Below are 25,103 nucleotides of genomic sequence, written 5' to 3' on the forward strand. Positions count from 1 at the left end.
GGTCAGTACAGACAGGGGTGACAGAGCCCCCTCGGCCGAACGGTCGCTCAGCGCGCCGAGAGGCTGGAGCGGCGCACCACCAGCTCCGGCTGGAGGACGACCCGCCGGTGTTCGTGCCGGGTCGGCGCGGTGTCGGCCTCGGTCTCCTCCAGGAGCAGTTCGGCGGCGAGGGCGCCCATGGTGACGGCGGGCTGGCGCACGGAGGTGAGGGGGACGGCGGCCGCGGCGGCGAACTCGATGTCGTCGTAGCCGACGATGGCGAGGTCGTCGGGGACGCTGACACCGGCCGCGTACATGGCCTGGAGGACGCCGAGGGCGAGGAGGTCGTTGGCGCAGAACACGGCGGTCGGGCGCTCGGCGAGACCGAGGAGGCGGGCACCCGCGTCCCGTCCGGCGGCCACGTCGAGGCGTTCGGTCGGTAGTTCCCGCAGGGCCTTCGGGCCGAGGCCCGCCTCCTCCAGCGCGTTCAGGGCGCCGGTGCGGCGGTCGCGGACCTGGTTGAGGCCGGAGGGGCCGCTGACGTAGGCGATGGTGCGGTGGCCCGCGTCCACCAGGTGCCGTACGGCGAGCGCGCCGCCGGCGACGTCGTCGACGGAGACGGAGCACTCGGTGGTGCCCTCGGCGACGCGGTCGACGAGGACGAAGGGGATGCCGTGGCGGCGGAACGCCTCGATGTTGCGTCCGGTCGCGTCGGCGGGGGTGAGCAGCACCCCCCGCACGCGCTGCTCGGCGAAGAGCGACAGGTACTCGGACTCCTCGCCGGCGCTCTGCGCGCTGTTGCAGACCATCACACCGAGCCCGGCGTCCCGCGCGGCCCGCTCGGCACCGCGCGCGACGTCGACGAAGAAGGGGTTGCCCATGTCCAGCACGAGCAGTCCCATGATCCGGCTCCGCCCGGCCCTCAACTGGCGCGCCGACTCGCTGCGGACGTAGCCGAGGCGGTCGATGGCCGCCAGTACCCGGGCGCGGGTCCCGGAGGCCACCGAGTCCGGCCGGTTGATGACGTTCGACACCGTGCCGACGGAGACTCCGGCGGCGGCGGCGACGTCCTTGATACCCACCGACTGGGCCATGGGGCGGGGACCTCCAGGAAGGTGCGGAGCGGCGGGCATTCGTTCACATTACCTTCGGGCCACCACAGCGATGACCACCGCGGAGACGACCGGGTCAGGCACGGGAACGCTCCCGCCGCACGGGAGTCAGGCGGGGAGGGCGAAGTCGATGACGCGGAGCGCCGACGGAGTGGTTCCGCTCGACTTCACCTGGTACATCACGGACAGGACATCGTCCTGGGCGATCCGGGTCTCGTCGATGACGACCTCGCCGAAGGCGTTGAGACCGCTGGCGTCGAACAGCGACTTCCAGTCGGTGTGGCCGGACGCGGCGGACGCTCCCCAGATCCGGCCGAAGGGCAGGATCGCGTACGCGTTGTCGTACTTGTCGAGGGCGAGCTTGGTGCGCTGGCTGGAGCCGAGGGCGACGGGGATCTCGGTCTTCTGCCAGGCGCCGGAGGCGTTCCTGCGGACGTGGAAGGCGCGGCCGCTCGCGGTGCGGTCGGCGACGTAGTTCGTCGTGCACTGTCCGAAGCGGCCGGGGACGTAGCTGATGATCGCGTGCGGGCGGCCGGCGGAGTCGGTGAACTGGCTCTCCTGGTTCATCAACGAGTGGTCGGGGTTGAGCGGGTCGACGACGAGCCCGGCGTCGGTGACGGCGACCTTGTCGGAGCCGCCGGTGGTGCCGACGACGGTGCCCGCGCTGGTGCGCCAGGTGCGGCCGCGGTCGTCGGAGTAGACGTAGCCGGTGTCGTGGTTGGTGATGCCGCCGCCGTTGCACATCACGGCGCCGTTCTGCTCGCGCCAGGTGAAGAAGGAGTGCAGCCGGCCGTTCCGGTCGTAGTCGATGCCGTGCAGGTACATGTTGCGGGCGGTGGAGGAGCCGTGCTCGCTGGTGTAGGTGCCGGTGGAGCTGCTCCACTCGCCGAGATTGGTCCAGGACGTGCCGTCGTACTCGGCGAGGGCGTTGCGGCCGTTGCCGGAGACGCCGACGCGGTAGCTCAGCTGGAGCTTGCCGTCGGGCGTCGAGAGGAACTGCGGGTAGGTGAACTGCGAGGTGAGGGCGAGCCCGTCGAGGGTGGACAGGGGGGCGCCGAAGCGGCTCGCGGTCCAGCTCAGGCCGGCCGGGTCGTCCATGAGGCCGGCGACGGACTTGACGTAGGTGAAGCCGTCGCTGTGGGAGTCCATGTTGAGGTGGAGGCGGCCGTCGACCTTGGAGACACCCATGGAGATGACGTTGTGGGAGTCGTTGTAGCGCAGGGTGTGGCCGACCTTGACGGTGGACCAGGTGGCGGAGCCGAGGGCGCGGCGGCCGACGACGGCGTTGCGGTCGGCGGTGTACCAGACGGCGTACTGGTGGCCCTTGTAGGTCAGCAGGCCGTTCTTCTGGAAGGAGTTGTTGTTGACCAGTCCGTCGTACGAGACGAAGTAGATGGCCTGGCTGTCCAGCAGGGTGGTGCCGGTCTGGCGGACCGAGGGGCCCGGGTCGGCGGCGCGGGCGGTGCCGGCGCCGAGGGCGGGGGCCGCCGCGGCGCCGGCGAGGGCGGCGCCGAGCAGGGTACGTCTCTTCATCTCGGGGACTCCGTCGTCGTGCGGAAGGGGGACGGGAGAAGGGCCGGCCGAGCGGGGCTCAGGCCAGGTGGAACACCTCGGTGAGGGGCTTCATGGCCTCGTCGGGGCGGGCCCCGTCGAGGGACTCGAAGAACGGCCCCATCTCCTTCTGCCAGCGGGCGTTGACCTCGGTGGCCTCCATGCCGGCGAGGGCGGCCTGGAAGTCCTCGGTCTCCAGGTAGCCGACGAGGAGGCCGTCGTCGCGCAGGAAGAGGGAGTAGTTGTGCCAGCCGGTGGCCGAGAGCGCGTCGAGCATCTCCGGCCACACGGCGGCGTGCCGCTCTCGGTACTCGTCGATCCGGTCCTCGCGGACCTTGAGCAGGAAGCAGACGCGCTGCATGAGTTACCGCTCCTGGGGGTGAGGGGGGTGGCTCTGGCTCGGCTGCGGCGATCAGAAGTCGAACTCGTCGATGTTCTCCTTGGTGAAGACGGTGGGCTTGCCGAGGTTGATCACGCCGTCCTTTCCGATGGTGTACTCGCCCATGTCGCCGGCGGTGAAGGTCTCGCCCTCCTTGCCGGTGATCTGGCCGGAGACCAGCGCGACCGCGGTACGGGCGGCCAGCTCGCCGAGCTTCGCCGGGTCCCACAGCTCGAAGCCCTCGACGGTGCCGTCCTTGACGTACTTGCGCATGTCGTTCGGGGTGCCGAGGCCGGTCAGCTTGACCTTGCCCTTGTACTTGGAGCCCGACAGGTACTGGGCGGCGGCCTTGATGCCGACCGTGGTCGGGGAGATGATCCCCTTCAGGTTCGGGTACTCCTGGAGCAGGCCCTGGGTCTGCTGGAAGGACTTCTGGGCGTCGTCGTCGCCGTAGGCGACCTTGACGAGCTTGATGTCCTTGTACTTGTCCTGCTTGAGCTCGTCCTTCATGAACTCGATCCAGGTGTTCTGGTTGGTCGCGGTCTGCGCGGCGGACAGGATCGCGATCTCGCCCTTGTACCCGATCTGCTCGGCGAGCAGCTGGACCTCGGTGCGGCCCAGGTCCTCGGCGCTGGCCTGGGACACGAAGGCGTTGCGGCACTCGGGCTTGGTGTCGGAGTCGTAGGTGACGACCTTGATGTCGTTGCTCATGGCCTGCTTGAGCGCGGTGCACAGGGCGCCGGGGTCCTGCGCGGAGACGGCCATGGCGTCGACCTGCTGCTGGGTGAGGGTGTTGACGTAGTTCACCTGGCCGGAGGTGTCGGTGGCGCTGGAGGGGCCGACCTCCTTGTAGCTGGAGCCCAGCTCCTTGAGGGCCGCCTCGCCGCCCTTGTCGGCGGAGGTGAAGTACGGGTTGTTGACCTGCTTGGGCAGGAAGCCGACCGTCAGGCCCTTCTTCAGCTCGGCGTTCGGGTCGGCCTTGCCGGTCGCGCTCGCCGAGGCGGCGTCGTTCTTGACGTCCTCCTTGGTGGTGCCGCCGCAGGCGGTGGCCGCCAGGGCGAAGGAGGTGACGGCCGCGAGCGCCGCACAGGAGCGACGCAGGGTTGCCTTGCGCATGAGGATTCCTTGGTTACGGAGGGACGGGCGGGTGTGCGGTGCGGATCGGCGGTGGGGGCCCAGCCGTCAGGGGGCTGGAGTGGGCGCCTTGGGGACCGTCGCTGGGGCCGCGCCGCGGCCGGCCCGCGCGACGGAGATCTGGCGTGCGACGCGGGGGCCGAGCACGGAGAGGACGAGCAGGACGCCGGTGACGACGATCTGCGACTGGGCGGAGACGTCCTGGAGGCTCATCACGTTCTGGAGGGTGCCGAGGAGGAACACGCCGGCGATCGCGCCGCCGAGGGTGCCCTTGCCGCCGTCGAAGTCGATGCCGCCGAGCAGCACGGCCGCGATGACGGACAGTTCCAGTCCGGTCGCGTTGTCGTAGCGGGCGCTGGCGTAGTGCAGGGCCCAGAAGATGCCGGTGAGGGAGGCCATCAGACCGGTGGCGGTGAAGAGGATCAGCTTCTGGCGCTTGACGCGGATGCCGGTGAAGCGCGCGGCCTCCTCGCTGGCGCCGATCGCGAACAGCGACCGCCCGAACGGGGTGGCGTGCAGGGCGATCACGGCGATGACGAGCAGCACCAGGAAGGGGACGAGGGCCTGCGGGACGAAGCTGTCGCCGATGCGGCCGGCCGCGAAGTCGAGGTACTGCGTGGGGAAGTCGGTCACGGCGTCGGAGCCGAGCACGATCTGCGCGACGCCCCGGTAGGCGGCGAGGGTGCCGATGGTGACGGCGAGGGAAGACAGACCGAGCCGGGTGACCAGCAGGCCGTTGATCAGTCCGCAGACCACGCCGAGAACCAGACAGAACGGGATGATCGTCTCGATGGTCATGCCCTGGTTCCACAGGGCGCCCATGACCGCGCCGGACAGACCGGCCGTGGAGGCGACCGACAGGTCGATCTCGCCGGACACCACGAGCAGGGTCATCGGCAGGGCGATCAGCGCGATCGGCAGCGTGTTGCCGATGAGGAACGACAGGTTGAGCGCGTTGCCGAAGCCGTCGACGGTGGAGAAGGACAGCAGGAGCACGACGATCAGGAGGGCGCCGACCGCGGAGTCCCACCGCTTCAGGGCGGACCAGCGGCTCACGCGCGAGGACGTGGTGTCAGCCATGGCGGGCGTTCCTCTTCTTCAGGGCGGTCGCCACCCGCAGCGCGACCACGCGGTCCACGGCGATGGCGAGGATGAGCAGGACGCCGTTGATGGCGAGCACCCACACCGAGCTGACGCCGAGGGCGGGCAGCACGCTGTTGATGGACGTCAGCAGCAGGGCACCGAGCGCGGCCCCGTAGACGCTGCCGGAGCCGCCGGTGAAGACGACACCGCCGACCACGACCGCGCTGACGACGGTCAGTTCGTAGCCGGTGCCCGTGCCGGACTCGACATTGCCGAAGCGGGCCAGGTACAGGGCGCCCGCGAGTCCGGCGAGGGCCCCGCAGAAGACGTACGCCGTGAGGATCCGCTTGCGGACGGGGATGCCGGCGAGCCGGGCGGCCTCGGGGTTGGAGCCGAGGGCGTACAGCTCGCGTCCGCTGCCGTAGTGCTTCAGGTAGTACGCCGTGGCCACCAGCACCGCCAGGGCGATCATCGCCAGGTAGGGCACCGCGGAGACGCCGCCCGAGCCGAAGTCGATGAACCCGTCGGGGAGTCCGGAGGCGACGATCTGCCGGGAGCCCACCCAGATCGAGTCGATGCCCCGGATGATGTAGAGCGTGCCGAGGGTGACGACGAGGGCGGGCACCTGGCCGAGGCTGACGAGCAGTCCGTTGAGCAGACCGAAGCCGATGCCCATCAGCACCGCGAGGAGCACGGCAACGACCGCGTTGCCGCCGCCCTGGAGGTACGTGCCGGCGGCGAAGGCGCTGATGCCGAGCGTGGAGCCGACGGACAGGTCGACGTTGCGGGTGATGACGACCAGGGACTGGCCGACGGCGACCAGCACCAGGATGGTCGCGTTGAGCAGCAGGTCCTTGATGCCCTGCTCGGTGAGGAACTGGCTGTTGCCCAGCTGGGTGACGACGATCATCGCCACGAAGACGACGAGGATGGCGAGTTCCCGCATCTTGAAGACGCGGTCCACCAGCCGGGTGCCGCTGGACCTGGGTGCCTCGGCGACGGGGGTGTTCTGAGGGGTGGTCACCGTCATGCGGCGGCCCTCCCGGTGGCTGCGGCCATCACGGATTCCTCGGTGGCTTCGGAGCGAGGGATCTCGGCGGTGAGCCGGCCCTCGTGCATCACGAGCACGCGGTCGGCCATGCCGAGGATCTCGGGCAGGTCGGAGGAGATCATCAGCACCGCCACGCCGTCGGCGGCGAGTTGGCTGAGGAGGCGGTGCACCTCGGCCTTGGTGCCGACGTCGATGCCTCGGGTGGGCTCGTCGACGATCAGCACCTTGGGTCCGGTGGCGAGCCACTTGGCGAGGACGACCTTCTGCTGGTTCCCGCCGGACAGCGTGTTGACGGTGTCCGCGATGCGGGCGTACTTCACCTGGAGCTTGACGGCCCAGTCGAGGGAGCGGCTGCGCTCGGCACCGCGGTCCACGAGGCCGGCCTTCCGGGTCGTCCTGAGGCCGGTGAGGCCGATGTTCCGCTCGATGGACATGTCCATCACCAGGCCCTGGGCGCGCCGGTCCTCGGGGACGAGGGCGAGCCCGGCGGACATGGCCGTGGAGGGCGCCCCGTTGGTGAGGGGCCTCCCGTCGACGGCGACCTCGCCCGCGTCCCAGCGGTCGATGCCGAAGACGGCCCGTGCCACCTCCGTGCGGCCGGCGCCGACGAGGCCGGCCAGACCGACGATCTCGCCGCGGCGGACGTCGAAGGAGACGTCGGTGAAGACGCCCTCGCGGGTCAGCCGGCGCACACTCAGGGCGACCTCACCGGGCTCGACCTCCTGCTTGGGGTACAGCTCCTCCAGGTCGCGGCCCACCATGCGGCGGACCAGGTCGTCCTCGGTCATGCCGTCGACGGGTTCGCTGGAGATCCAGGCGCCGTCGCGCAGGGTGGTGACCCGCCGGCAGATCTGGAAGATCTCCTCCAGGCGATGGGAGATGAACAGGACCGCCGAGCCCTGTTCGCGCAGGGCGCGGACGACCCCGAAGAGCCGGGCCACCTCGCTGCCGGTGAGGGCCGCCGTCGGCTCGTCCATGATCAGGACGCGGGCGTCGAAGGAGAGCGCCTTGGCGATCTCGACGATCTGCTGGTCGGCGATGGACAGGCCGCGTGCGGGGCGGTCGGGGTCGAGTTCGACGCCGAGCCGCCGCATCAGGGCGAGGGTCGCCGCGTGGGTGGCCTTGTGGTCGATCCGGCCGAGGGCGCGCCGGGGTTGGCGGCCCATGAAGATGTTCTCGGCGATCGACAGGTCGGGGAAGAGCGTGGGCTCCTGGTAGATCACGGCGATGCCCGCGTCGCGGGCGTCGGCCGGACCGTGGAACACCGTGGGCGCCCCGTCGAGGAGCACCTGACCGGAGTCCGGTCGGTGCACCCCGGCGAGCGTCTTGATCAGGGTCGACTTGCCCGCGCCGTTCTCACCGGCGAGCGCGTGCACCTCGCCGGGGAAGAGTTCGAGGGACACGCCCCGCAGGGCGCGTACGGCGCCGAAGGACTTGGAGATGCCCTTCAGTGCGAGAACGGGCGCCGGACCCGTGTCGGACCGGTCAGTCATGGGGGCTCCTCGACGACGCCGGTGGCGGAGGGCGGGCCCTCGCCGCGTCGTGAAAGGTTTCAACTAGGTTGCCGGGACGTTAGGCACCCCACGCAGGTCACGTCAATGGGTCACGGTCGAAATTTTTTCGATAGAAGAGGTCACGTCCGGGTCACGGACAACGGTCCCCACCAGGGGGGTTGACAGCCTGCCGAGCCCCTCATAGTTTCCCGTGCTGAATCGTTTCAGACATCGATGCCGGTAGGAGCCCTGACGTGACCGAGCTCGCCGCGGTGAAGGCCGCCCTCAAGACACAGGCCGTCGAGACGCCGTCGTGGGCGTACGGGAACTCGGGAACCCGTTTCAAGGTGTTCGCCCAGGCGGGTGTGCCCCGCGACCCCTGGGAGAAGCTCGACGACGCCGGCAAGGTGCACGAGTTCACGGGCGTGGCCCCGACGGTGGCGCTGCACATCCCGTGGGACAGGGTCGAGGACTACGCGGCGCTCGCCGAGCACGCCGAGCAGCGGGGGGTGCGGCTCGGCGCGATCAACTCCAACACCTTCCAGGACGACGACTACAAGCTGGGCAGCATCTGCCACCCGGACGCGGCGGTCCGCCGCAAGGCCGTGGACCATCTGCTGGAGTGCGTCGACATCATGGACGCCACCGGGTCCCGCGATCTGAAGCTGTGGTTCGCGGACGGGACGAACTATCCCGGCCAGGACGACATCCGTGAGCGGCAGGACCGGCTGGCCGAGGGGCTGGCCGAGGTGTACGAGCGGCTCGGCGACGGGCAGCGGATGCTGCTGGAGTACAAGTTCTTCGAGCCGGCGTTCTACACGACCGACGTCCCGGACTGGGGCACCGCCTACGCGCACTGCCTGAAGCTCGGGCCGAAGGCGCAGGTGGTCGTCGACACCGGGCACCACGCGCCCGGCACGAACATCGAGTTCATCGTGGCGACGCTGCTGCGGGAGGGGAAGCTCGGCGGGTTCGACTTCAACTCGCGCTTCTACGCCGACGACGACCTGATGGTGGGCGCGGCCGACCCCTTCCAGCTCTTCCGGATCATGTACGAGGTGGTGCGCGGGGGCGGGTTCACTCCCGAGGTCGCGTTCATGCTCGACCAGTGCCACAACATCGAGGCGAAGATCCCGGCGATCATCCGGTCGGTGATGAACGTCCAGGAGGCCACGGCGAAGGCGCTGCTCGTGGACCGGGAGGCGCTGGGCGCCGCCCAGCGGGCCGGGGACGTGCTGGAGGCCAACGCCGTACTGATGGACGCGTACAACACGGATGTGCGGCCGCTGCTCGCGGAGGTGCGGGAGGAGATGGGGCTGGACCCCGACCCGCTGAAGGCGTACCGCGCGTCCGGGTGGGCCTCGAAGATCGTCGAGGAGCGGGTGGGCGGAGAACAGGCCGGGTGGGGTGCCTGATCTCCGGGTTCCGTCTGCCTGTTCTCGTCCGTTGCGGGCTGCGGGCTGCGGGCCGTTCGTGGCTGGTCGCGCAGTTCCCGCGCCTCTGAAAGGCAGCGGCTGCGCCCCGTGCTTTTCGGGCCCGCAGGGGCCTGGGCTCCAGGGGCGCGGGGAACCGCGCGAGAAGCCCCACACCCGCATTCGGCAACGCACCCCGGACCCCCGAGCTGAAACCCGTGCCCCCCGTACCCCGTACTCGTCTCACCGTGAGGATTGATCGCACATGGCAACCCATCCCGAAGCCGCCGCTCTGCTCGCCCGGTCCCGGCGGCTCGGTGCCGATCCCCGGAACACCAACTACGCCGGTGGCAACGCCTCCGCCAAGGGCACCGACACCGATCCCGTCACCGGGGGTGATGTGGAGCTGATGTGGGTGAAGGGGTCCGGGGGCGACCTCGGGACACTGACCGAGGCGGGGCTCGCAGTGCTGCGGCTGGACCGGATGCGGGCGCTCGTCGAGGTGTATCCGGGGGTGGAGCGCGAGGACGAGATGGTCGCCGCGTTCGACTACTGCCTGCACGGCAAGGGCGGGGCGGCCCCGTCGATCGACACGGCCATGCACGGGCTGGTGGACGCCGCCCACGTGGACCATCTGCACCCGGACTCCGGGATCGCGCTGGCCTGCGCGGCCGACGGGGAGAAGCTGACCGCCGAGTGCTTCGGGGACAGCGTGGTGTGGGTGCCGTGGCGGCGGCCCGGCTTCCAGCTGGGGCTGGACATCGCCGCCGTGAAGCGGGACAACCCGCGGGCCATCGGTTGTGTGCTCGGCGGGCACGGCATCACCGCCTGGGGCGACACGGCCGAGGAGTGCGAGCGGAACTCGCTCCACATCATCCGTACCGCCGAGGCGTTCCTCCGGGAGAAGGGGAAGGCGGAGCCCTTCGGGGCGGTCGTCGAGGGCTTCGAGGCGCTGGAGGCCGCCGCGCGCCGGGAGCGGGCCGCCGCTCTGGCCCCGCACGTCCGGGCCATCGCCTCGCAGGACCGGCCGCAGGTCGGCCACTTCACCGACTCCGAGGTCGTGCTCGACTTCCTGGCCCGCGCGGAGCACCCGAGGCTCGCCGCGCTGGGCACCTCGTGCCCGGACCACTTCCTCCGGACGAAGGTCCGGCCGCTCGTGCTGGACCTGCCGCCGACCGCGGACCTGGGCACGGCGATCGCCCGGCTGACGGAGCTGCACGCCGCGTACCGCGAGGAGTACGCGGCCTACTACCGGCGGCACGCCGAGCCGGACTCCCCCGCCATGCGCGGCGCCGACCCGGCGATCGTGCTGATCCCGGGCGTGGGCATGTTCAGCTTCGGCAAGGACAAGCAGACGGCGCGGGTGGCCGGAGAGTTCTACGTCAACGCGATCAATGTGATGCGGGGCGCCGAGGCGGTCTCCACGTACGCGCCCATCGAGGAGTCGGAGAAGTTCCGCATCGAGTACTGGGCCCTTGAGGAGGCCAAGCTCCAGCGCATGCCCAAGCCGAAGCCGCTGGCCACACGGGTCGCGCTGGTGACGGGCGCGGGCAGCGGGATCGGCCGGGCGATCGCGCGCCGGCTGGTCGCCGAGGGCGCGTGTGTCGTCGTCGCCGATCTGAACGGCGAGAACGCCGCCGCCGTGGCCGAGGAGCTGGGCGGGGCCGACAAGGCCGTCGCCGTGACGGTCGACGTGACCGACGAGGAGCAGATCGCCGAGGCGTTCAAGGCGGCCGTGCTCGCCTTCGGCGGGGTCGATCTCGTCGTCAACAACGCCGGTATCTCCATCTCCAAGCCGCTGCTGGAGACCTCCGCCAAGGACTGGGACCTCCAGCACGACATCATGGCCCGCGGTTCGTTCCTGGTGTCGCGCGAGGCGGCGCGGATGATGATCGCGCAGCGGCTGGGCGGCGACATCGTCTACATCGCCTCCAAGAACGCCGTCTTCGCCGGGCCGAACAACATCGCCTACTCGGCCACCAAGGCCGACCAGGCCCACCAGGTGCGGCTGCTCGCCGCCGAGCTGGGCGAGCACGGCATCCGCGTCAACGGCGTCAACCCGGACGGTGTGGTGCGCGGGTCCGGCATCTTCGCCGGCGGCTGGGGCGCCCAGCGGGCGGCGACCTACGGGATCGAGGAGGAGAAGCTCGGCGAGTTCTACGCCCAGCGGACCATCCTCAAGCGGGAGGTGCTGCCCGAGCACGTCGCCAACGCGGTGTTCGCGCTGACCGGCGGGGAGCTGACCCACACCACCGGGCTGCACGTCCCGGTCGACGCCGGCGTCGCCGCCGCCTTCCTGCGATGAGCACCGCCGTGAAGTCGTACGCGGCGGTCGACCTCGGCGCGTCCAGCGGGCGGGTCATGGTGGGCCGGGCGAGCCGGGACACCCTGGACCTGGTCGAGGCGCACCGGTTCCCGAACCGGCCGGTGCGGACGCCCGAGGGGCTGCGCTGGGACGTGCTCGCCCTGTACGCGGGGGTCCTCGACGGGCTGGGGGCGGCCGGGCGGGTCGACTCCGTCGGCATCGACAGCTGGGCCGTCGACTACGGCCTGCTCGACGCCGACGGGGCCCTCCTCGGCAACCCGGTCCACTACCGGGACGCCCGGACCGACGGCGTCGCCGAGAAGGTGTGGGCCGGCGTGCCCGCCGCCGAGCTGTACGCGGCCACCGGATTGCAGTACGCCCCCTTCAACACGCTGTACCAGCTGGTCGCCGCCAGGTCGTCCGCGCAGCTGGCGCACGCGAGGCGGCTGCTGCTGATCCCGGACCTGCTGTCGTACTGGCTCACGGGTGAGGTCGGCACGGAGCTGACGAACGCCTCCACGACCCAGCTGATCGATCCGCGGACCCGTGACTGGGCGTACGGCGTGGCGGAGCGGCTCGGGATCGACCTGGGGCTGTTCGCGCCGCTGCGGCGGCCGGGCGACCCGGCGGGACTGCTGCTGCCGCGGGTGCTGGAGGAGACGGGGCTGACCGGGCCGGTGCCGGTGACGACCGTGGGCTCCCACGACACCGCCTCGGCGGTCGCGGCCGTCCCCGCCACCGGTGAGCGGTTCGCGTACATCTGCACAGGGACCTGGTCGCTGGCCGGGCTGGAGCTGGACGCGCCGGTGCTGACCGAGGACAGCCGGGCCGCCAACTTCACCAATGAGCTGGGACTCGACGGCACGGTCCGGTACCTGCGCAACATCATGGGCCTGTGGCTGCTCCAGGAGTGCGTACGGGACTGGGGGGACCCGGACCTCGGGGAGCTGCTGCGGGCCGCCGCCGCGGTGCCGGCGCTGCGGTCGGTCGTGGACGCGGGGGACTCGGCGTTCCTCGCGCCCGGCCGGATGCCGGAGCGGATCGCCGCGGCGTGCCGGGAGTCGGGGCAGCCGGTGCCCTCCTCCCCCGCCGAGACCACCCGCTGCATCCTCGACTCCCTCGCCCTCGCCCACCGGCGGGCGGTCACCGAGGCCCAGGCGCTCGCCGACCACCCGGTGGACGTCGTCCACGTCGTCGGGGGCGGCACCCGCAACGCCCTGCTGTGCCAGCTCACCGCCGACGCCTGCGGGCTGCCGGTGGTTGCGGGCCCCGCGGAGGCGGCGGCCCTCGGCAACGTCCTGGTCCAGGCCCGGACACACGGCCTGGTGGGCGACCGGGCCTCGATGCGCCGGCTCGTCGCCCGTACGCAGCCGCTGGTGCGGTACGAGCCGCAGGGCGACCCGGCGGCCTGGCGCGCCGCGCAGGAGCGCCTCGCGCCCGCGTGAGCGGGGCTCTCGCTCTGCGGGCATGAGCGTCGTACCCTGCTTTCATCCGATGACCGACCCTCGAGGAGCCGCGATGCGTGTCGCCCTGTTCCTGACCTGTGTCAACGACACGCTCTATCCGGACACCGGCCGCGCCGTGGTGAAACTCCTGACCAGGCTGGGCGTCGACGTGGACTTCCCGATGAGTCAGACCTGCTGCGGGCAGGCCCACTACAACACCGGGTACCGGCACCTGGCAGAACCCCTGGCCCGGCAGTTCTCCGATGTATTCGGTGGGTACGAGGCGATCGTGACGCCGTCCGGTTCGTGCGGGGCGATGGTACGTGAGCTGTATCCGCGGATGGGTGAGCGGGCGCGGGCCGAGGGGCGCGGTGACACGCTGGCGCGGACGCTCGCGCCGGTCGTGCCGAAGACGTACGAGCTGACCGAGTTCCTGGTGGACGTGATGGGTGTGACGGACGTCGGGGCGTACTACCCGCACACGGTGACCTACCACCCGACCTGCCACGGGCTGCGCGGTCTGGGGCTGGGCGAGCGGCCGCGGCGGCTGCTCCGGGCGGTGAGGGGCCTGGAGCTGGTGGAGCTGCCGGGGGCGGAGGAGTGCTGCGGTTTCGGCGGGACCTTCGCCGTGAAGAACTCCGACGTCTCGGCGGCGATGGGCAGGGACAAGGTGCGCAACGCCGAGTCGACGGGCGCGGAGGTGCTGTGCGCCGCCGACAACTCGTGTCTGATGCACCTCGGCGGCACCATGGCCCGGCTGCGCACGGCGATGCGGCCGGTCCACATCGCGGAGATCCTGGCGAGCACGGAAGAGGAGCCTGCGGCATGAACGGTCGTACGCAGAAGACGGCGCACGGAGCCGGGGCGCAAGGGATCAGGGCGAACAGGGCCGGGGCGCACGTGGTCAAGGCGAACAGGGCCGGGGCGCAGGGGATCGGGGGCGGGGCGTGAGCGGGACGTTCGTCGGGATGCCGGCGTTTCCGAAGGCGGCGCACGAGGCCGTGCACAACGCGACGCTGCGCGGCAATCTGCGGCACGCCACGCACACGATCCGCGCGAAGCGGGAGAAGGCCGTCACGGAGGTGTCGGACTGGGCGGAGCTGCGTGAGGCCGGCAGGCGGATCAAGGACCACACGCTCCGCCATCTCGACCGCTATCTGGTCCAGTTGGAGGAGTCGGTGACGGCTGCGGGCGGCACCGTCCACTGGGCCGCCGACGCGGACGAGGCCAACCGGATCGTGACGTACCTGGTGAAGGCGACCGGTGAGACGGAGGTCGTCAAGGTCAAGTCGATGGCCACGCAGGAGATCGGGCTGAACGAGGCGCTTCAGGCCGAGGGCATCCGCGCCTACGAGACGGATCTCGCCGAACTGATCGTGCAGTTGGGCAAGGACCGGCCCTCCCACATCCTCGTGCCCGCGATCCACCGCAACCGGGGCGAGATCCGGGACATCTTCGCGAAGGAGATGAGCGAGTGGGGCCGCCCGGCTCCCGAGGGGCTGACCGACACGCCCGCCGAGCTGGCGGAGGCGGCCCGGCTGCATCTGCGGGAGAAGTTCCTGCGGGCCAAGGTGGGTGTGTCCGGCGCCAACTTCATGGTCGCCGACACCGGCACGCTGGTCGTGGTGGAGTCGGAGGGCAACGGCCGGATGTGCCTCACCCTCCCGGAGACCCTGATCTCGGTCGTCGGCATCGAGAAGATCGTGCCGACCTGGCAGGACCTGGAGGTCTTCCTCCAGACCCTGCCCCGCTCCTCCACGGCCGAGCGGATGAACCCCTACACCTCGATGTGGACCGGCACGGCCGACGAGGACGGCCCGAGCACCTTCCATCTGGTCCTCATCGACAACGGCCGCACCGACACGCTCGCCGACGAGGTCGGCCGCCAGGCGCTGCGCTGCATCCGCTGCTCGGCGTGTCTGAACGTCTGCCCCGTCTACGAGCGGGCGGGCGGCCACGCGTACGGCTCGGTCTATCCCGGCCCCATCGGCGCCATCCTCAGCCCCCAGCTCCGGGGCACGGGAAGCGAGATCGACTCCTCCCTGCCCTTCGCGTCGTCGCTGTGCGGTGCCTGCTACGAGGTGTGCCCGGTGGCCATCGACATCCCGGAGGTGCTGGTGCATCTGCGGGAACGCGTCGCGCAGGGCGGGCGGGTGACGGAGAAGGGCAACAAGGTCGTCCTCAAGCCGGCGAAGGGCCACGCCGCGGAGCGGGCGGCGATGCGGGCGGCCCGCTGGGCCTTCACCCACCCCGCCGCACTGCGCACCGGCCAGCGGCTCGCGTCCCGCACCCGCCGCTTCCACCCCCGCACGCTGCCGGGCCCCGGCATGGCGTGGAGCGCGAGCCGCGACCTGCCGGCGCTACCGAGGGAACCGTTCCGCGACTGGTGGCTGCAGACGAACGGGGGGCGGCTGGAGGACGGGCGCGCGGACAGCGGTCAGGCGGGTCTCGGGCGCGTGGACGGCGGAGAGGACACCGGCAAGTGAGCAGCAGGGACGTGATCCTGGGCCGGGTGCGGCGCGCGCTCGCCGACGTGCGGCGGGACGACACGCCGTACGAGCAGGCCGTTCCGCGCACCTACCTCCGGGAGCACGGGGAGCGGAGCGCGGCGCAGACGGTGGATCTGCTGGCGGAGAACCTGGCCGACTACCGGGCGATCGTGCACCGCACGGACCCGGCCGGACTCCCCGGTGTCATCGCCGGGTTGCTGGCCGCGCACGGGTCGGCCTCGGTGCTCGTGCCGCCCGCGCCGTGTGAGGAGTGGCTGTCGGCGACCGATGTGACGCGGGTCCCCGACCGCGCCGGGAGCACGCCGCGCGAACTGGACGAGGTGGACAGCGTGATCACAGCCTGCGCGCTCGCCATCGCCGAGACCGGCACGATCGTCCTGGACGGCTCCCCGGACCAGGGCCGCCGCCGCATCACCCTGGTCCCGGACCACCACATCTGCGTCGTGCACGTCCCCGACCAGGTCGTCTCCTCGGTCCCCCAGGCCCTCGAACGCCTCGACCCCACCCGCCCGCTGACCTGGATCTCCGGCCCCTCCGCCACGAGCGACATCGAACTGGACCGAGTGGAGGGCGTCCACGGCCCACGCACCTTGGAGGTGGTGCTGGTCGACGGGGGCGGAGGCGGGGACGCGTGAGGAGGCCGTGCCCCTCCGGCTCACGGTGGTGGGGTGGGAGGGGCGGCCGGTTCTCGACGGTGGGCGGTGTCGTCGGGACGGATCGCCGATCACGTACCTCGTGATCTTGCTAGGTTGGGTGGCTCTTGCACGCATCAACACGGGGAGTCCTCATGCCACTTGAGCGTCCGGTGGTCAATTCCGGTGTGCCGCACTCGGCGCGGATCTGGAACTACTGGCTCGGCGGCAAGGACTGCTACGAGATCGACCGTCAGGTCGGGGACGAGATCCGGCGGGCGAACCCCCAGATCGTCGACATCGCGCGTGCGCAGCGGGCGTTCCTGCGCAGGGCGGTCACGTACCTGGCCGCCGAGGCCGGGTTACGGCAGTTCCTCGACGTCGGCACCGGGCTCCCGACGGTCGACAACACGCACGAGGTCGCCCAGCGCGTCGCCCCTGACGCGCGGATCGTGTACGTGGACCACGACCCGATCGTCCTCGTGCACGCCAGCGCCCTGCTCAGCGGCGCCCCCGAAGGCGCCACCGCCTTCGTCGACGCCGACCTGCGCGACCCGGACGCCATCCTCGAACACGCCGCCCGGACACTGGACCTCGCCCGCCCCGTCGGCCTGATCCTGCTCGGTGTCGCCGCCCATCTGCCGGACGAGACCGCGTACGACGTCGTCGCCCGGCTGGTGGACGTCCTGCCCGCGGGCAGTCACCTCGTGTTCGGCGACAGCACCGAGGTGTACCGGCCGGAGGCCATGCGCTCGATGGTCGAGCAGTGGAACAAGGCCGGCGACAACCCCCGCGTCAACCGCTCCCCCGCGCAACTGACCCGTTTCTTCGACGGACTCGAGCTGCTCGAACCGGGGCTGGTCTCCGTGGCCCGGTGGCGCGCCGGGCGAACGGGCGGCTCCGACGAGGACGGGGCGGGCAACGAGGGCGTGCCGTGGGACGTGGACTGTTTCGGCGGGGTGGGACGCAAGCCGTAACGAGGGGGAAGGATGCGATCAGGTCCCACGGCAGGGTGGGCGTTGCGCTCAGGTCCCGCGGCCGCTCCCCGCCAGCGCCTCCGCCGCCACGCGGAGGTCCGCCACCAGGCCCGCGTACGCGCCCTCGCGGTCGTCGGCGCGCAGGACGGCCGACGGGTGGAGCGTCGCGACGACGTACGGCCGGCCGTCCCCGTCCCGGCCCCCGTCTCCGTTCTCGCCCCCGTCCCCGTGCCCGCCCGCGTCGTCGCCCGGCAGCGGCAGCAGCGCGCCCCGGTCCTTGGTGACGCGGAAGGAACTGCCCAGCAGTGCCTTGCCGGCGGTCGCGCCGAGTGCCACCACGATCTCGGGTCGCACCAGACGCAGTTCCGCGCGCAGCCAGGGGTGGCAGGCGGCGACCTCCCGCAGGTCGGGTGCCTTGTGGATACGGCGCTTGCCGCCGCCCGGGGGCCGTACGAACTTGAAGTGCTTGACCGCGTTGGTCACGTACGCCGTGTCCATGTCGATCCCGGCCTCCTCGGCGGCCCGCCGCAGCAGCCGTCCGGCGGGGCCGACGAAGGGCTCGCCCTGCCGGTCCTCCTGGTCGCCGGGCTGCTCCCCCACGAGGAGGATCCTCGCGGACTCGGAGCCCTCGCCGAACACCGTCCGGGTGGCGTCCTCGTACAGCGGGCAGCCACGGCAGTCCGCCGCCGCACGGCGGTGCGCCGCGAGCCCGCCACGGCTCGGCAGATAGGGTCCGGCGTCATAACCCTGGCGCGTGTCGCTCGGGGGCCGGGTGGGGCTCATCCGAATCCGCCTCCTTCACCGGAGCGGGAACTGCGGCCCGGTCCGGGTACCCCCTCACACCTCCCCCAGCACCGCGAGGACATCCTCGTCCGTCAGCTGCTCGAAGTCCTCGTACCAGTGGCCGACCGCGCGGAAGCCGTACGGGCTGCGCAGGCAGATCACGACGTCCGCCTCGCCGCGCAGCAGTTCCACGGACTCGGGGGCGCCGACGGGCACGGCGAGGACCAGGCGCGCGGGACGCGCCCGGCGGACGGCGCGCAGCGCGGCGCGGGCCGTGACGCCGGTGGCCAGTCCGTCGTCGACGACGATCGCGGTCCGGCCGCGCACGTCGGGCGGGGGACGGCCGCCCCGGTAGCGGCGCTCCCGGCGGCGCAGCTCCTCCCGCTCCCGGGCGACCACGGGGGCGAGGTCGGCCTCGGTGAGCCCCAGGGCGGCGAGCGCCGACCGGTCGTACAGGGGCGGGTCGTCGCCGACGAGCGCGCCGACACCCAGTTCGGTGTGGAACGGCGCGCCGATCTTGCGGGCCACCAGCACGTCCAGCGGCGCGCCGAGCGCCAGGGCGACCTCCCGGGCCACGGGGACGCCGCCGCGCGGCAGGGCGAGGACGACCGGGTCGGGCAGCTCGCCCTTCTCCCAGGGCCCGCGCAGGCGCGCGGCCAGCTCCCGCCCGGCGTGCGTACGGTCGCCAAAGCGTGTCGCCGACGGGGCTCCACCACGGCTCAGCTGCGGATTCATGGCTTCCCTCCCTTCCAGTGTCACCGCGTACGACCCGGCCGTCCACGGGAGGCGTGTCCGAAACCGTTCACCAAACTTGGGTCATTCGTTTTCTTGAACTGTTCGTGTTTGAGGGGGTAGGTTGGTCGTCATGACCGAGCCCCAGACTCCGACCACCGCCGAGGAGCTGCGCGGTGCCGGCCTGCGGGTGACGGCCGCGCGGGTCGCTCTGCTGGAGACCGTCCGGGACGGCGACCATCTCGGCGTCGAGGCGATCGCCTCCGGCGTGCGCGATCGCGTCGGCCACATATCCGTCCAGGCCGTGTACGACGCGCTCAACGCACTCACCGAAGCGGGACTCGTACGCCGTCTCGAACCACCCGGCAGCCCGGCCCTGTACGAGGGCCGTGTCGGGGACAACCACCATCACCTCGTGTGCCGGTCCTGCGGTGCCGTGGTCGACGTCGACTGCGCGGTGGGCCACGCCCCGTGCCTCACGGCGTCCGACGACCGCGGCTTCGCGATCGACGAGGCCGAGGTCATCTACTGGGGCCTGTGCCCCCCGTGCTCGCAAGCCAAAGCCAGCAGTTCAGCACCGTGATCCACCCAGTTCGGAAGGACTCCCATGACTGAGAACCACGACGCGATCGTCACGGATCAGAAGGCCGAGGGGGCAGGCGGTTGCCCGGTCGCCCATGGCCGCGCCGCGCACCCCACGCAGGGTGGCGGGAACCGTCAGTGGTGGCCGGAGCGGCTCAACCTGAAGATCCTTGCCAAGAACCCCGCCGTGGCGAACCCGCTCGGCGAGGAGTTCGACTATGCCGAGGCGTTCAAGAACCTCGACCTGGCGGCCGTGAAGCGCGACATCGCCGAGGTACTGACCACCTCGCAGGACTGGTGGCCCGCCGACTTCGGCAACTACGGCCCGCTGATGATCCGTATGGCCTGGCACAGCGCCGGCACCTACCGCATCAGTGACGGCCGTGGTGGCGCCGGCGCCGGTCAGCAGCGCTTCGCGCCGCTGAACAGCTGGCCGGACAACGCCAACCTGGACAAGGCCCGCCGTCTGCTGTGGCCGGTCAAGAAGAAGTACGGCCAGTCCATCTCCTGGGCCGACCTCATGATCCTCACCGGCAACGTCGCGCTGGAGCAGATGGGCTTCGAGACCTTCGGCTTCGCCGGCGGCCGCGCGGACGTCTGGGAGGCCGAGGAGGACGTGTACTGGGGTCCCGAGACCACCTGGCTCGACGACCAGCGCTACTCCGGCGACCGTGAGCTGGAGAACCCGCTCGGCGCCGTCCAGATGGGTCTGATCTACGTCAACCCCGAGGGCCCCAACGGCAACCCGGACCCGATCGCCGCGGCCCGCGACATCCGTGAGACGTTCCGCCGCATGGCGATGAACGACGAGGAGACCGTCGCCCTCATCGCCGGTGGTCACACCTTCGGCAAGACCCACGGCGCCGGCCCCGCGGACAACGTCGGCGCCGACCCCGAGGCCGCGTCGCTGGAGGAGCAGGGCCTGGGCTGGAAGTCCACCTACGGCACCGGCAAGGGCGGCGACACCATCACCTCCGGTCTTGAGGTGACCTGGACGGCCACGCCGACCCAGTGGAGCAACGGCTTCTTCAAGAACCTCTTCGAGTTCGAGTACGAGCTGACGGAGTCCCCGGCCGGCGCCAAGCAGTGGGTCGCCAAGAACGCCGAGGCGATCATCCCCGACGCGCACGACCCGGCGAAGAAGCACCTGCCGACCATGCTCACCACCGACCTGGCGCTGCGTTTCGACCCGGTCTACGAGCAGATCTCCCGTCGCTTCTACGAGAACCCGGACCAGTTCGCGGACGCCTTCGCCCGCGCCTGGTACAAGCTGACCCACCGTGACATGGGCCCGAAGTCGCTGTACCTCGGCCCGGAGGTCCCGGAGGAGACGCTGCTGTGGCAGGACCCGCTGCCGGAGGCCGAGGGCGAGGCCATCGACGCCGCCGACGTCGCGGCGCTCAAGGCCAAGCTGCTCGACTCGGGGCTGACCGTCTCCCAGCTGGTCTCCACCGCCTGGGCGTCGGCGTCCACCTTCCGCGGCAGCGACAAGCGCGGCGGTGCCAACGGCGCCCGTATCCGCCTGGAGCCGCAGCGCGGCTGGGAGGTCAACAACCCGGACGAGCTGCGTCACGTCCTGAGCGTCCTGGAGGGCGTCCAGGCCGGGTTCAACACCGGCGCCAAGAAGGTATCCCTGGCCGACCTGATCATCCTCGGTGGTGCCGCCGCCGTGGAGAAGGCCGCCAAGGACGCCGGCTTCGATGTGGAGGTCCCCTTCACGCCGGGCCGGGTGGACGCGACGGAGGAGCACACCGACGTCGAGTCGTTCGCCGCGCTGGAGCCGACCTCGGACGGCTTCCGCAACTACCTGGGCAAGGGCAACCGTCTCCCCGCCGAGTACCTGCTGCTCGACCGGGCGAACCTGCTGACCCTGAGCGCCCCCGAGATGACGGCCCTCGTCGGCGGTCTGCGTGTCCTGGGCGCCAACACCGGCGGCTCGACGCACGGCGTCTTCACCGAGACCCCGGGCAAGCTGACCAACGACTTCTTCGTCAACCTGCTCGACCTGGGCACGACCTGGAAGTCCACCTCCGAGGACCAGACCCTCTTCGAGGGCCGTGACGCGGCCACCGGCGAGGTCAAGTGGACCGGCACCCGTGCCGACCTCGTCTTCGGCTCGAACTCCGAGCTCCGTGCCCTCGCCGAGGTGTACGCGAGCGACGACGCCAAGGAGAAGTTCGTCAACGACTTCGTCGCGGCGTGGGTCAAGGTCTCCAACCTGGACCGGTTCGACCTCGTCTGACGTCTGACCCCCGCGTCCGGGCCGTCCCTCACGGGTCGGCCCGGACGTCTTGTGTGGCGCGCCCGTGCGCCGGGTACCCGCCGGTGCCCCGTCGGCGCGGGAGGCAGTCATGGAGTCGTCCTTCGGCCGTATCGACCGGCCCTGGGGAGAACGGACCCCGTACCGCCGGGACGGGGCGTGGCCCGTGCGCGTGGACAGCTGTCTCGCGGACGGCGTGCGACCCGAGGCGGTGGCGCGGTGGGTGCGGTCGGCATCGCTGCTGGACTCCGGGGGCGACGCCATGGACACCCCTGCTGGTCCGGGAGGGCGGCGAACTCGTCGAGACCGACCGGGCGACGGCGATGGACCGGCTGGTGAGCCACTCGCGGCAGCTACTCGACACGCACGGCCCCGGCTCCGTCGGCTTCTACACCACCGGCCAGCTGTTCCTGGAGGAGTACTACACGCTCGCCGTGCTCGCCCGGGCCGGCATCGGCACCAACCACCTCGACGGCAACACCCGGCTGTGCACGTCCACCGCGGCGGAGGCCCTCAAGGAGTCCTTCGGCTGTGACGGCCAGCCCGCCACCTTCGACGACTTCGACCACGCCGATGTGATGGCCCTGTTCGGTCACAACATCGCCGCGACGCAGCCCGTGCAGTGGATGCGGATCCTGGACCCGCTGGCCGGTTCCGACCCGCCGCGGCTGGTGTGTCGCCCAGGCGTCGAAGGACCCCGCGCTGCTCTCCCTGGCCTCGGCCTGCCATCCGCGGACGCTGCGCCAGATGCGCTGGACCAACACGATGATCAAGACGATGTCGCCGCAGGTGCTGACGAGTCTGTGACCCGGTCCCCCTGCACCGTGGGCGCGATGACCAGTTCCTCGATCACCGTCCGTTCCGGGAGCGAGACGCACAGCATTACGGCCCGTGCCACGTCCTCCGGCCGCACCATGGCCGCCCGCTGTTCAGGGCTCGGTGGTACCGGGCGGCTGTCCAGGACGGGAGTGTCGACCGCGCCGGGCAGGACGCAGGTGGCCCGAATGCGGTGGTCGCGGTAGCTGTTGCGGAGGTAGGCCATGAAGTTCCGCGCGCCGGCCTTCGCCGCGCCGTAGGGGGCGCCGCCCAGGAGGGTGGGCCGGATCGCGGCCAGGGAGGAGATGGTGACGATCGAGCCGCCGCCCCGCTCCAGCATGTCCGGCAGGACGGCCTGGGTGAGCAGGTAGACGGCGGTGAGGTTGACGCCCATGACGGCGTTCCACTCGTCCTCGCCGGTCCAGCGGACGTCACCGGCCCGGCCGGCGCCGCCCGCGTTGTTGACGAGGATGTCGACGGGCCCGGCGGCGCCCCTGGCCCAGGCGACGAGGTTCCGTACCTCCTCGGCGTCCTCGATGTGCGCGGGGCAGGTGAAGGCCGTGCCGCCGGCTTCCACGACGGCGGCGGCGACGTCGTCCAGCACCCGCGGGCGCCGCCCGACGAGGACGACGGTGGCGCCCTCCTCGGCGAGCAGCAACGCCGTCTCCCGGCCGATGCCGGTGCCCGCGCCGGTGATCAGCGCGGTCCTGCCCTCCAGGGAACGCGTCCTCCCCTCCAGGGGTCGCGTCGTCCCTTCCAGAGGTCGCGTCGTCCCCTCCAGGGATCGCGTCGTCCCTTCCAGGGATCGCGCCTGCTTGCGGTCCTCGATTCCCATGCCCCTCACCCCTCCGGTCGGGGCGCCTCACACGCCTTTGAAGCGAGCATGCCCACCGGACCGAAAGCGCCAAGGGACCGGTAGGAGGTCAGGGGCCGTAGAAGTCGGGACGGTCCACGAGGGTCACCTCGACGCGGCCGCCCCCGGTCTGGGAGCGGACGGCCGCCTCGCAGACGGCCGCGACGGCGTAGCCGTCCCAGGTGCCGGGTCCGGTGACCTCACCGCGGCGGGTGGCGTCGACCCATGCCTGGACCTCGCGGTCGTAGGCGTCCTCGAAGCGCTCCAGATAGCCGGGGGTGACCGTGCCGCCCCAGCGGCCCGCGGTGGTGACCAGCAGGTCGTGCCCGTCGCCGATGCGCGCCGTGCCGTGCTCGCAGACGGCCTCGGCCTGCACCTGGTAGCCGTAGCGGGCGTTGAGGTAGATCTCGACGTCGGAGAGGGCGCCGCCGTCGGTCTCGAACACGATGAACTGGGGGTCGGCCAGGCCCTCGGGGGCGTTCGCGGAGGGCCGGGGCCGCAGCACGGTGACGGCGGTGATCTCCTGGCCCAGCAGCCAGCGGGTGATGTCCATCTCGTGGGCCACGGAGTCGTTGAGGGCCATGGCGCTGGTGAAGCCGGGCGGGTTCTCGGGGTTGCGGTGCCGGTTGTGCAGCATCAGCGGCCGGCCCAGTTCCCCGCTGTCCAGCAGGGCCTTGAGCCGGACGTACTCGCGGTCGTGGCGGCGCATGAAACCCACCCGCACCCTGCGGCGGCCGAGCCGCTGTTCGGCCTCCATGAGGCGCAGCGCGGAGGCGGCGTCGGGGGTGAGGGGCTTCTCGCACAGGACGGGCAGGTCGTGGGCGAAGGCGGCGAGCAGGGCCGCCTCGTGGGCGGGGCCCGGGGAGGCGACGAGCACGGCGTCGACGCCCGGCGCGGCCAGCGCCTCGGCGGTGTCGGCGAAGGCCGTGCAGCCCTCGATGCCGGCGGCGATCGCCTCGGCGCGGTCGGTGTCGAGGTCGACGACGGCGGCGACATGGGCCCCGCTGGTGACCTCGGTGATCCGGCGCACATGGTCGGCGCCCATCCGGCCGGTGCCGATGACGGCGACACCGAGGGAGCTCTGCTGGGTCATTCGGGTCCTTCGCTCGACGGGATGGGACGCACATCGCGGGGGCTCGGCAGGACGTCCCTCGACCCTCGCCCCCCGGCGATCACATGATCGCAATATTGTCCGCGCGTCGAACGATCACCCGTTAAGCTCCCCCGGCGCGCACGGGGCGCGCACACGGGGTGAGGGACTGGCGTGGGGGACATGGGCGTGGGGGACGTAGGCGTGGGGGACATGAACGACCGTCGAGGAGCGCCCGAGAAGGGCACGGGGGCGTGGGGCCAGGCGATCCTGGCGTTCGTCCTGTTCGGGGTGGTGGCCGGTGGCCTGTGGCTGCAGGACGCCTTCGCCGGACCGGGAACGGACAGCGGGCCGGCCACCTGCTCGACCTCGGACGACGCCTCACCGGCGCCGAGGAAGCGGGTCTCCGGGGCGCAGTTGTGCACCGCGCTGAACCGCAAGGATCTGCCGAAGCTCGTCGGTACACCGCTGGAGGAGGCGGAGTACGCGTCGGGCAGCGAGAGCGAGTCCCGCTGGGCCGGGGGCACCAGGACCGTCACACCCGAGGCGAAGGTCGAACTGGAGTCCCACACCGTGCAGATCTCGGCGTCGTACGACGATCTCCCGGTCGCGGAGTCGATCGACTACCTGGGCGCCGGGGCCGAGTCCAGGACGGTCCTGGGACACAAGGCGGTGCTCTACTCGGGCCAGACCATCTCCATCTCCTTCCGGCTCGACGGCGGCGACGCCAAGTCGGGCCCCGGCGGTGTCGCCCGCCATCTGCTGGTGGCGAGCGACACCGAGGACAAGGGCGACTCCTACGACCTGGTCATCTGGCGTGAGGACCTGCTGCCGCCGGACGACGCGGCACTGTTCCGCATCGCGGAGAAGGTGCTGCCGACGCTTCCCGGCTGGAAGTCCGGCTGAGGCGTTCGTCCGAGGACG

At 71.5% G+C, this 25,103-nt stretch carries 21 protein-coding genes and 1 pseudogene; 11 read left to right on the top strand and 11 right to left on the bottom strand.

Annotated elements, in window-relative coordinates:
• Positions 1 to 47: 47 nt before the first annotated feature.
• From ACZ4Z2_RS16585 to ACZ4Z2_RS16615, 7 genes are all read right to left on the bottom strand, one after another.
• Entirely contained in the window at positions 48 to 1,073 is a 1,026-nt protein-coding gene (locus tag ACZ4Z2_RS16585) for a LacI family DNA-binding transcriptional regulator (protein WP_468076537.1), read from the bottom strand.
• Between the two features lie 126 nt (positions 1,074 to 1,199).
• Positions 1,200 to 2,624 (bottom strand): BNR repeat-containing protein, encoded by a 1,425-nt coding sequence (locus ACZ4Z2_RS16590; RefSeq protein WP_468076539.1) that lies wholly within the window; start codon positions 2,622 to 2,624, stop codon positions 1,200 to 1,202.
• 58 nt (positions 2,625 to 2,682) lie between these two features.
• Complete coding sequence (locus ACZ4Z2_RS16595) at positions 2,683 to 3,003, bottom strand: L-rhamnose mutarotase (RefSeq protein WP_468076541.1); 321 nt, start codon at positions 3,001 to 3,003, stop codon at positions 2,683 to 2,685.
• A gap of 51 nt (positions 3,004 to 3,054) precedes the next feature.
• Positions 3,055 to 4,137, bottom strand: a complete 1,083-nt coding sequence (rhaS, locus tag ACZ4Z2_RS16600) for a rhamnose ABC transporter substrate-binding protein (protein ID WP_468076543.1) — start codon at positions 4,135 to 4,137, stop codon at positions 3,055 to 3,057.
• Between the two features lie 66 nt (positions 4,138 to 4,203).
• Positions 4,204 to 5,235: an ABC transporter permease gene (locus ACZ4Z2_RS16605; protein WP_468076545.1), complete on the bottom strand. Its 1,032-nt coding sequence runs from the start codon at positions 5,233 to 5,235 to the stop codon at positions 4,204 to 4,206.
• The gene (locus ACZ4Z2_RS16610; protein WP_468076547.1) at positions 5,228 to 6,268 is read right to left on the bottom strand and encodes an ABC transporter permease; all 1,041 of its coding nucleotides are present in this window, start codon (positions 6,266 to 6,268) and stop codon (positions 5,228 to 5,230) included. Before ACZ4Z2_RS16610 ends, ACZ4Z2_RS16605 begins: the two co-directional genes overlap by 8 nt.
• Positions 6,265 to 7,782, bottom strand: a complete 1,518-nt coding sequence (locus ACZ4Z2_RS16615; protein WP_468076549.1) for a sugar ABC transporter ATP-binding protein — start codon at positions 7,780 to 7,782, stop codon at positions 6,265 to 6,267. Before ACZ4Z2_RS16615 ends, ACZ4Z2_RS16610 begins: the two co-directional genes overlap by 4 nt.
• 254 nt (positions 7,783 to 8,036) lie before the next feature.
• On the opposite strand from ACZ4Z2_RS16615, the gene rhaI reads away from it, so the two are divergent.
• The 7 genes from rhaI (at position 8,037) to ACZ4Z2_RS16650 (ending at position 17,063) form a co-directional block, all read left to right on the top strand.
• Positions 8,037 to 9,197 (top strand): L-rhamnose isomerase, encoded by a 1,161-nt coding sequence (gene rhaI, locus ACZ4Z2_RS16620; protein WP_468076551.1) that lies wholly within the window; start codon positions 8,037 to 8,039, stop codon positions 9,195 to 9,197.
• Between the two features lie 262 nt (positions 9,198 to 9,459).
• The gene (locus ACZ4Z2_RS16625) at positions 9,460 to 11,499 is read left to right on the top strand and encodes a bifunctional aldolase/short-chain dehydrogenase (protein WP_468076553.1); all 2,040 of its coding nucleotides are present in this window, start codon (positions 9,460 to 9,462) and stop codon (positions 11,497 to 11,499) included.
• Positions 11,496 to 12,944: a rhamnulokinase gene (locus ACZ4Z2_RS16630; protein ID WP_468076555.1), complete on the top strand. Its 1,449-nt coding sequence runs from the start codon at positions 11,496 to 11,498 to the stop codon at positions 12,942 to 12,944. Before ACZ4Z2_RS16625 ends, ACZ4Z2_RS16630 begins: the two co-directional genes overlap by 4 nt.
• 73 nt (positions 12,945 to 13,017) lie before the next feature.
• Positions 13,018 to 13,773, top strand: coding sequence for a (Fe-S)-binding protein (locus ACZ4Z2_RS16635; protein WP_468076557.1), 756 nt, complete (start codon positions 13,018 to 13,020; stop codon positions 13,771 to 13,773).
• A 118-nt stretch (positions 13,774 to 13,891) separates the two neighbouring features.
• Positions 13,892 to 15,430, top strand: a complete 1,539-nt coding sequence (locus tag ACZ4Z2_RS16640) for a LutB/LldF family L-lactate oxidation iron-sulfur protein (RefSeq protein ID WP_468076559.1) — start codon at positions 13,892 to 13,894, stop codon at positions 15,428 to 15,430.
• Entirely contained in the window at positions 15,427 to 16,089 is a 663-nt protein-coding gene (locus ACZ4Z2_RS16645; protein ID WP_468076561.1) for a LutC/YkgG family protein, read from the top strand. Before ACZ4Z2_RS16640 ends, ACZ4Z2_RS16645 begins: the two co-directional genes overlap by 4 nt.
• Positions 16,090 to 16,241: 152 nt before the next feature.
• Positions 16,242 to 17,063, top strand: coding sequence for an SAM-dependent methyltransferase (locus tag ACZ4Z2_RS16650; protein WP_468076563.1), 822 nt, complete (start codon positions 16,242 to 16,244; stop codon positions 17,061 to 17,063).
• A gap of 48 nt (positions 17,064 to 17,111) precedes the next feature.
• Here ACZ4Z2_RS16650 and ACZ4Z2_RS16655 read toward each other — a convergent pair whose 3' ends face one another.
• Together ACZ4Z2_RS16655 and ACZ4Z2_RS16660 are read right to left on the bottom strand one after the other, a co-directional pair.
• Entirely contained in the window at positions 17,112 to 17,846 is a 735-nt protein-coding gene (locus ACZ4Z2_RS16655) for a UdgX family uracil-DNA binding protein (RefSeq protein WP_468076565.1), read from the bottom strand.
• Positions 17,847 to 17,900: 54 nt separating this feature from the next.
• On the bottom strand, positions 17,901 to 18,581 hold the full coding sequence (locus ACZ4Z2_RS16660) for a phosphoribosyltransferase (protein WP_468076567.1): 681 nt from the start codon (positions 18,579 to 18,581) through the stop codon (positions 17,901 to 17,903).
• Between the two features lie 130 nt (positions 18,582 to 18,711).
• Here ACZ4Z2_RS16660 and ACZ4Z2_RS16665 point away from each other — a divergent pair, with 130 nt between their 5' ends.
• The 3 genes and pseudogenes from ACZ4Z2_RS16665 to ACZ4Z2_RS16675 form a co-directional block, all read left to right on the top strand.
• On the top strand, positions 18,712 to 19,161 hold the full coding sequence (locus tag ACZ4Z2_RS16665; RefSeq protein ID WP_468076569.1) for a Fur family transcriptional regulator: 450 nt from the start codon (positions 18,712 to 18,714) through the stop codon (positions 19,159 to 19,161).
• A 24-nt stretch (positions 19,162 to 19,185) separates the two neighbouring features.
• Positions 19,186 to 21,402, top strand: a complete 2,217-nt coding sequence (katG, locus tag ACZ4Z2_RS16670) for a catalase/peroxidase HPI (protein ID WP_468076571.1) — start codon at positions 19,186 to 19,188, stop codon at positions 21,400 to 21,402.
• A gap of 109 nt (positions 21,403 to 21,511) precedes the next feature.
• Positions 21,512 to 22,097: pseudogene (locus tag ACZ4Z2_RS16675) on the top strand (molybdopterin-dependent oxidoreductase); the annotation flags it as partial.
• 92 nt (positions 22,098 to 22,189) lie between these two features.
• Here ACZ4Z2_RS16675 and ACZ4Z2_RS16680 read toward each other — a convergent pair.
• Together ACZ4Z2_RS16680 and ACZ4Z2_RS16685 are read right to left on the bottom strand one after the other, a co-directional pair.
• A complete protein-coding gene (locus ACZ4Z2_RS16680) occupies positions 22,190 to 23,071 on the bottom strand; it encodes an SDR family oxidoreductase (RefSeq protein WP_468076573.1) in 882 nt (293 codons plus the stop codon).
• Positions 23,072 to 23,159: 88 nt separating this feature from the next.
• Complete coding sequence (locus tag ACZ4Z2_RS16685) at positions 23,160 to 24,182, bottom strand: Gfo/Idh/MocA family protein (RefSeq protein WP_468076574.1); 1,023 nt, start codon at positions 24,180 to 24,182, stop codon at positions 23,160 to 23,162.
• 210 nt (positions 24,183 to 24,392) lie between these two features.
• On the opposite strand from ACZ4Z2_RS16685, the gene ACZ4Z2_RS16690 reads away from it, so the two are divergent.
• Positions 24,393 to 25,085, top strand: a complete 693-nt coding sequence (locus ACZ4Z2_RS16690; protein WP_468076576.1) for a DUF6215 domain-containing protein — start codon at positions 24,393 to 24,395, stop codon at positions 25,083 to 25,085.
• Positions 25,086 to 25,103 lie beyond the last annotated feature (18 nt).

The sequence above is a fragment of the Streptomyces sp. NPDC030183 genome, assembly GCF_055573455.1.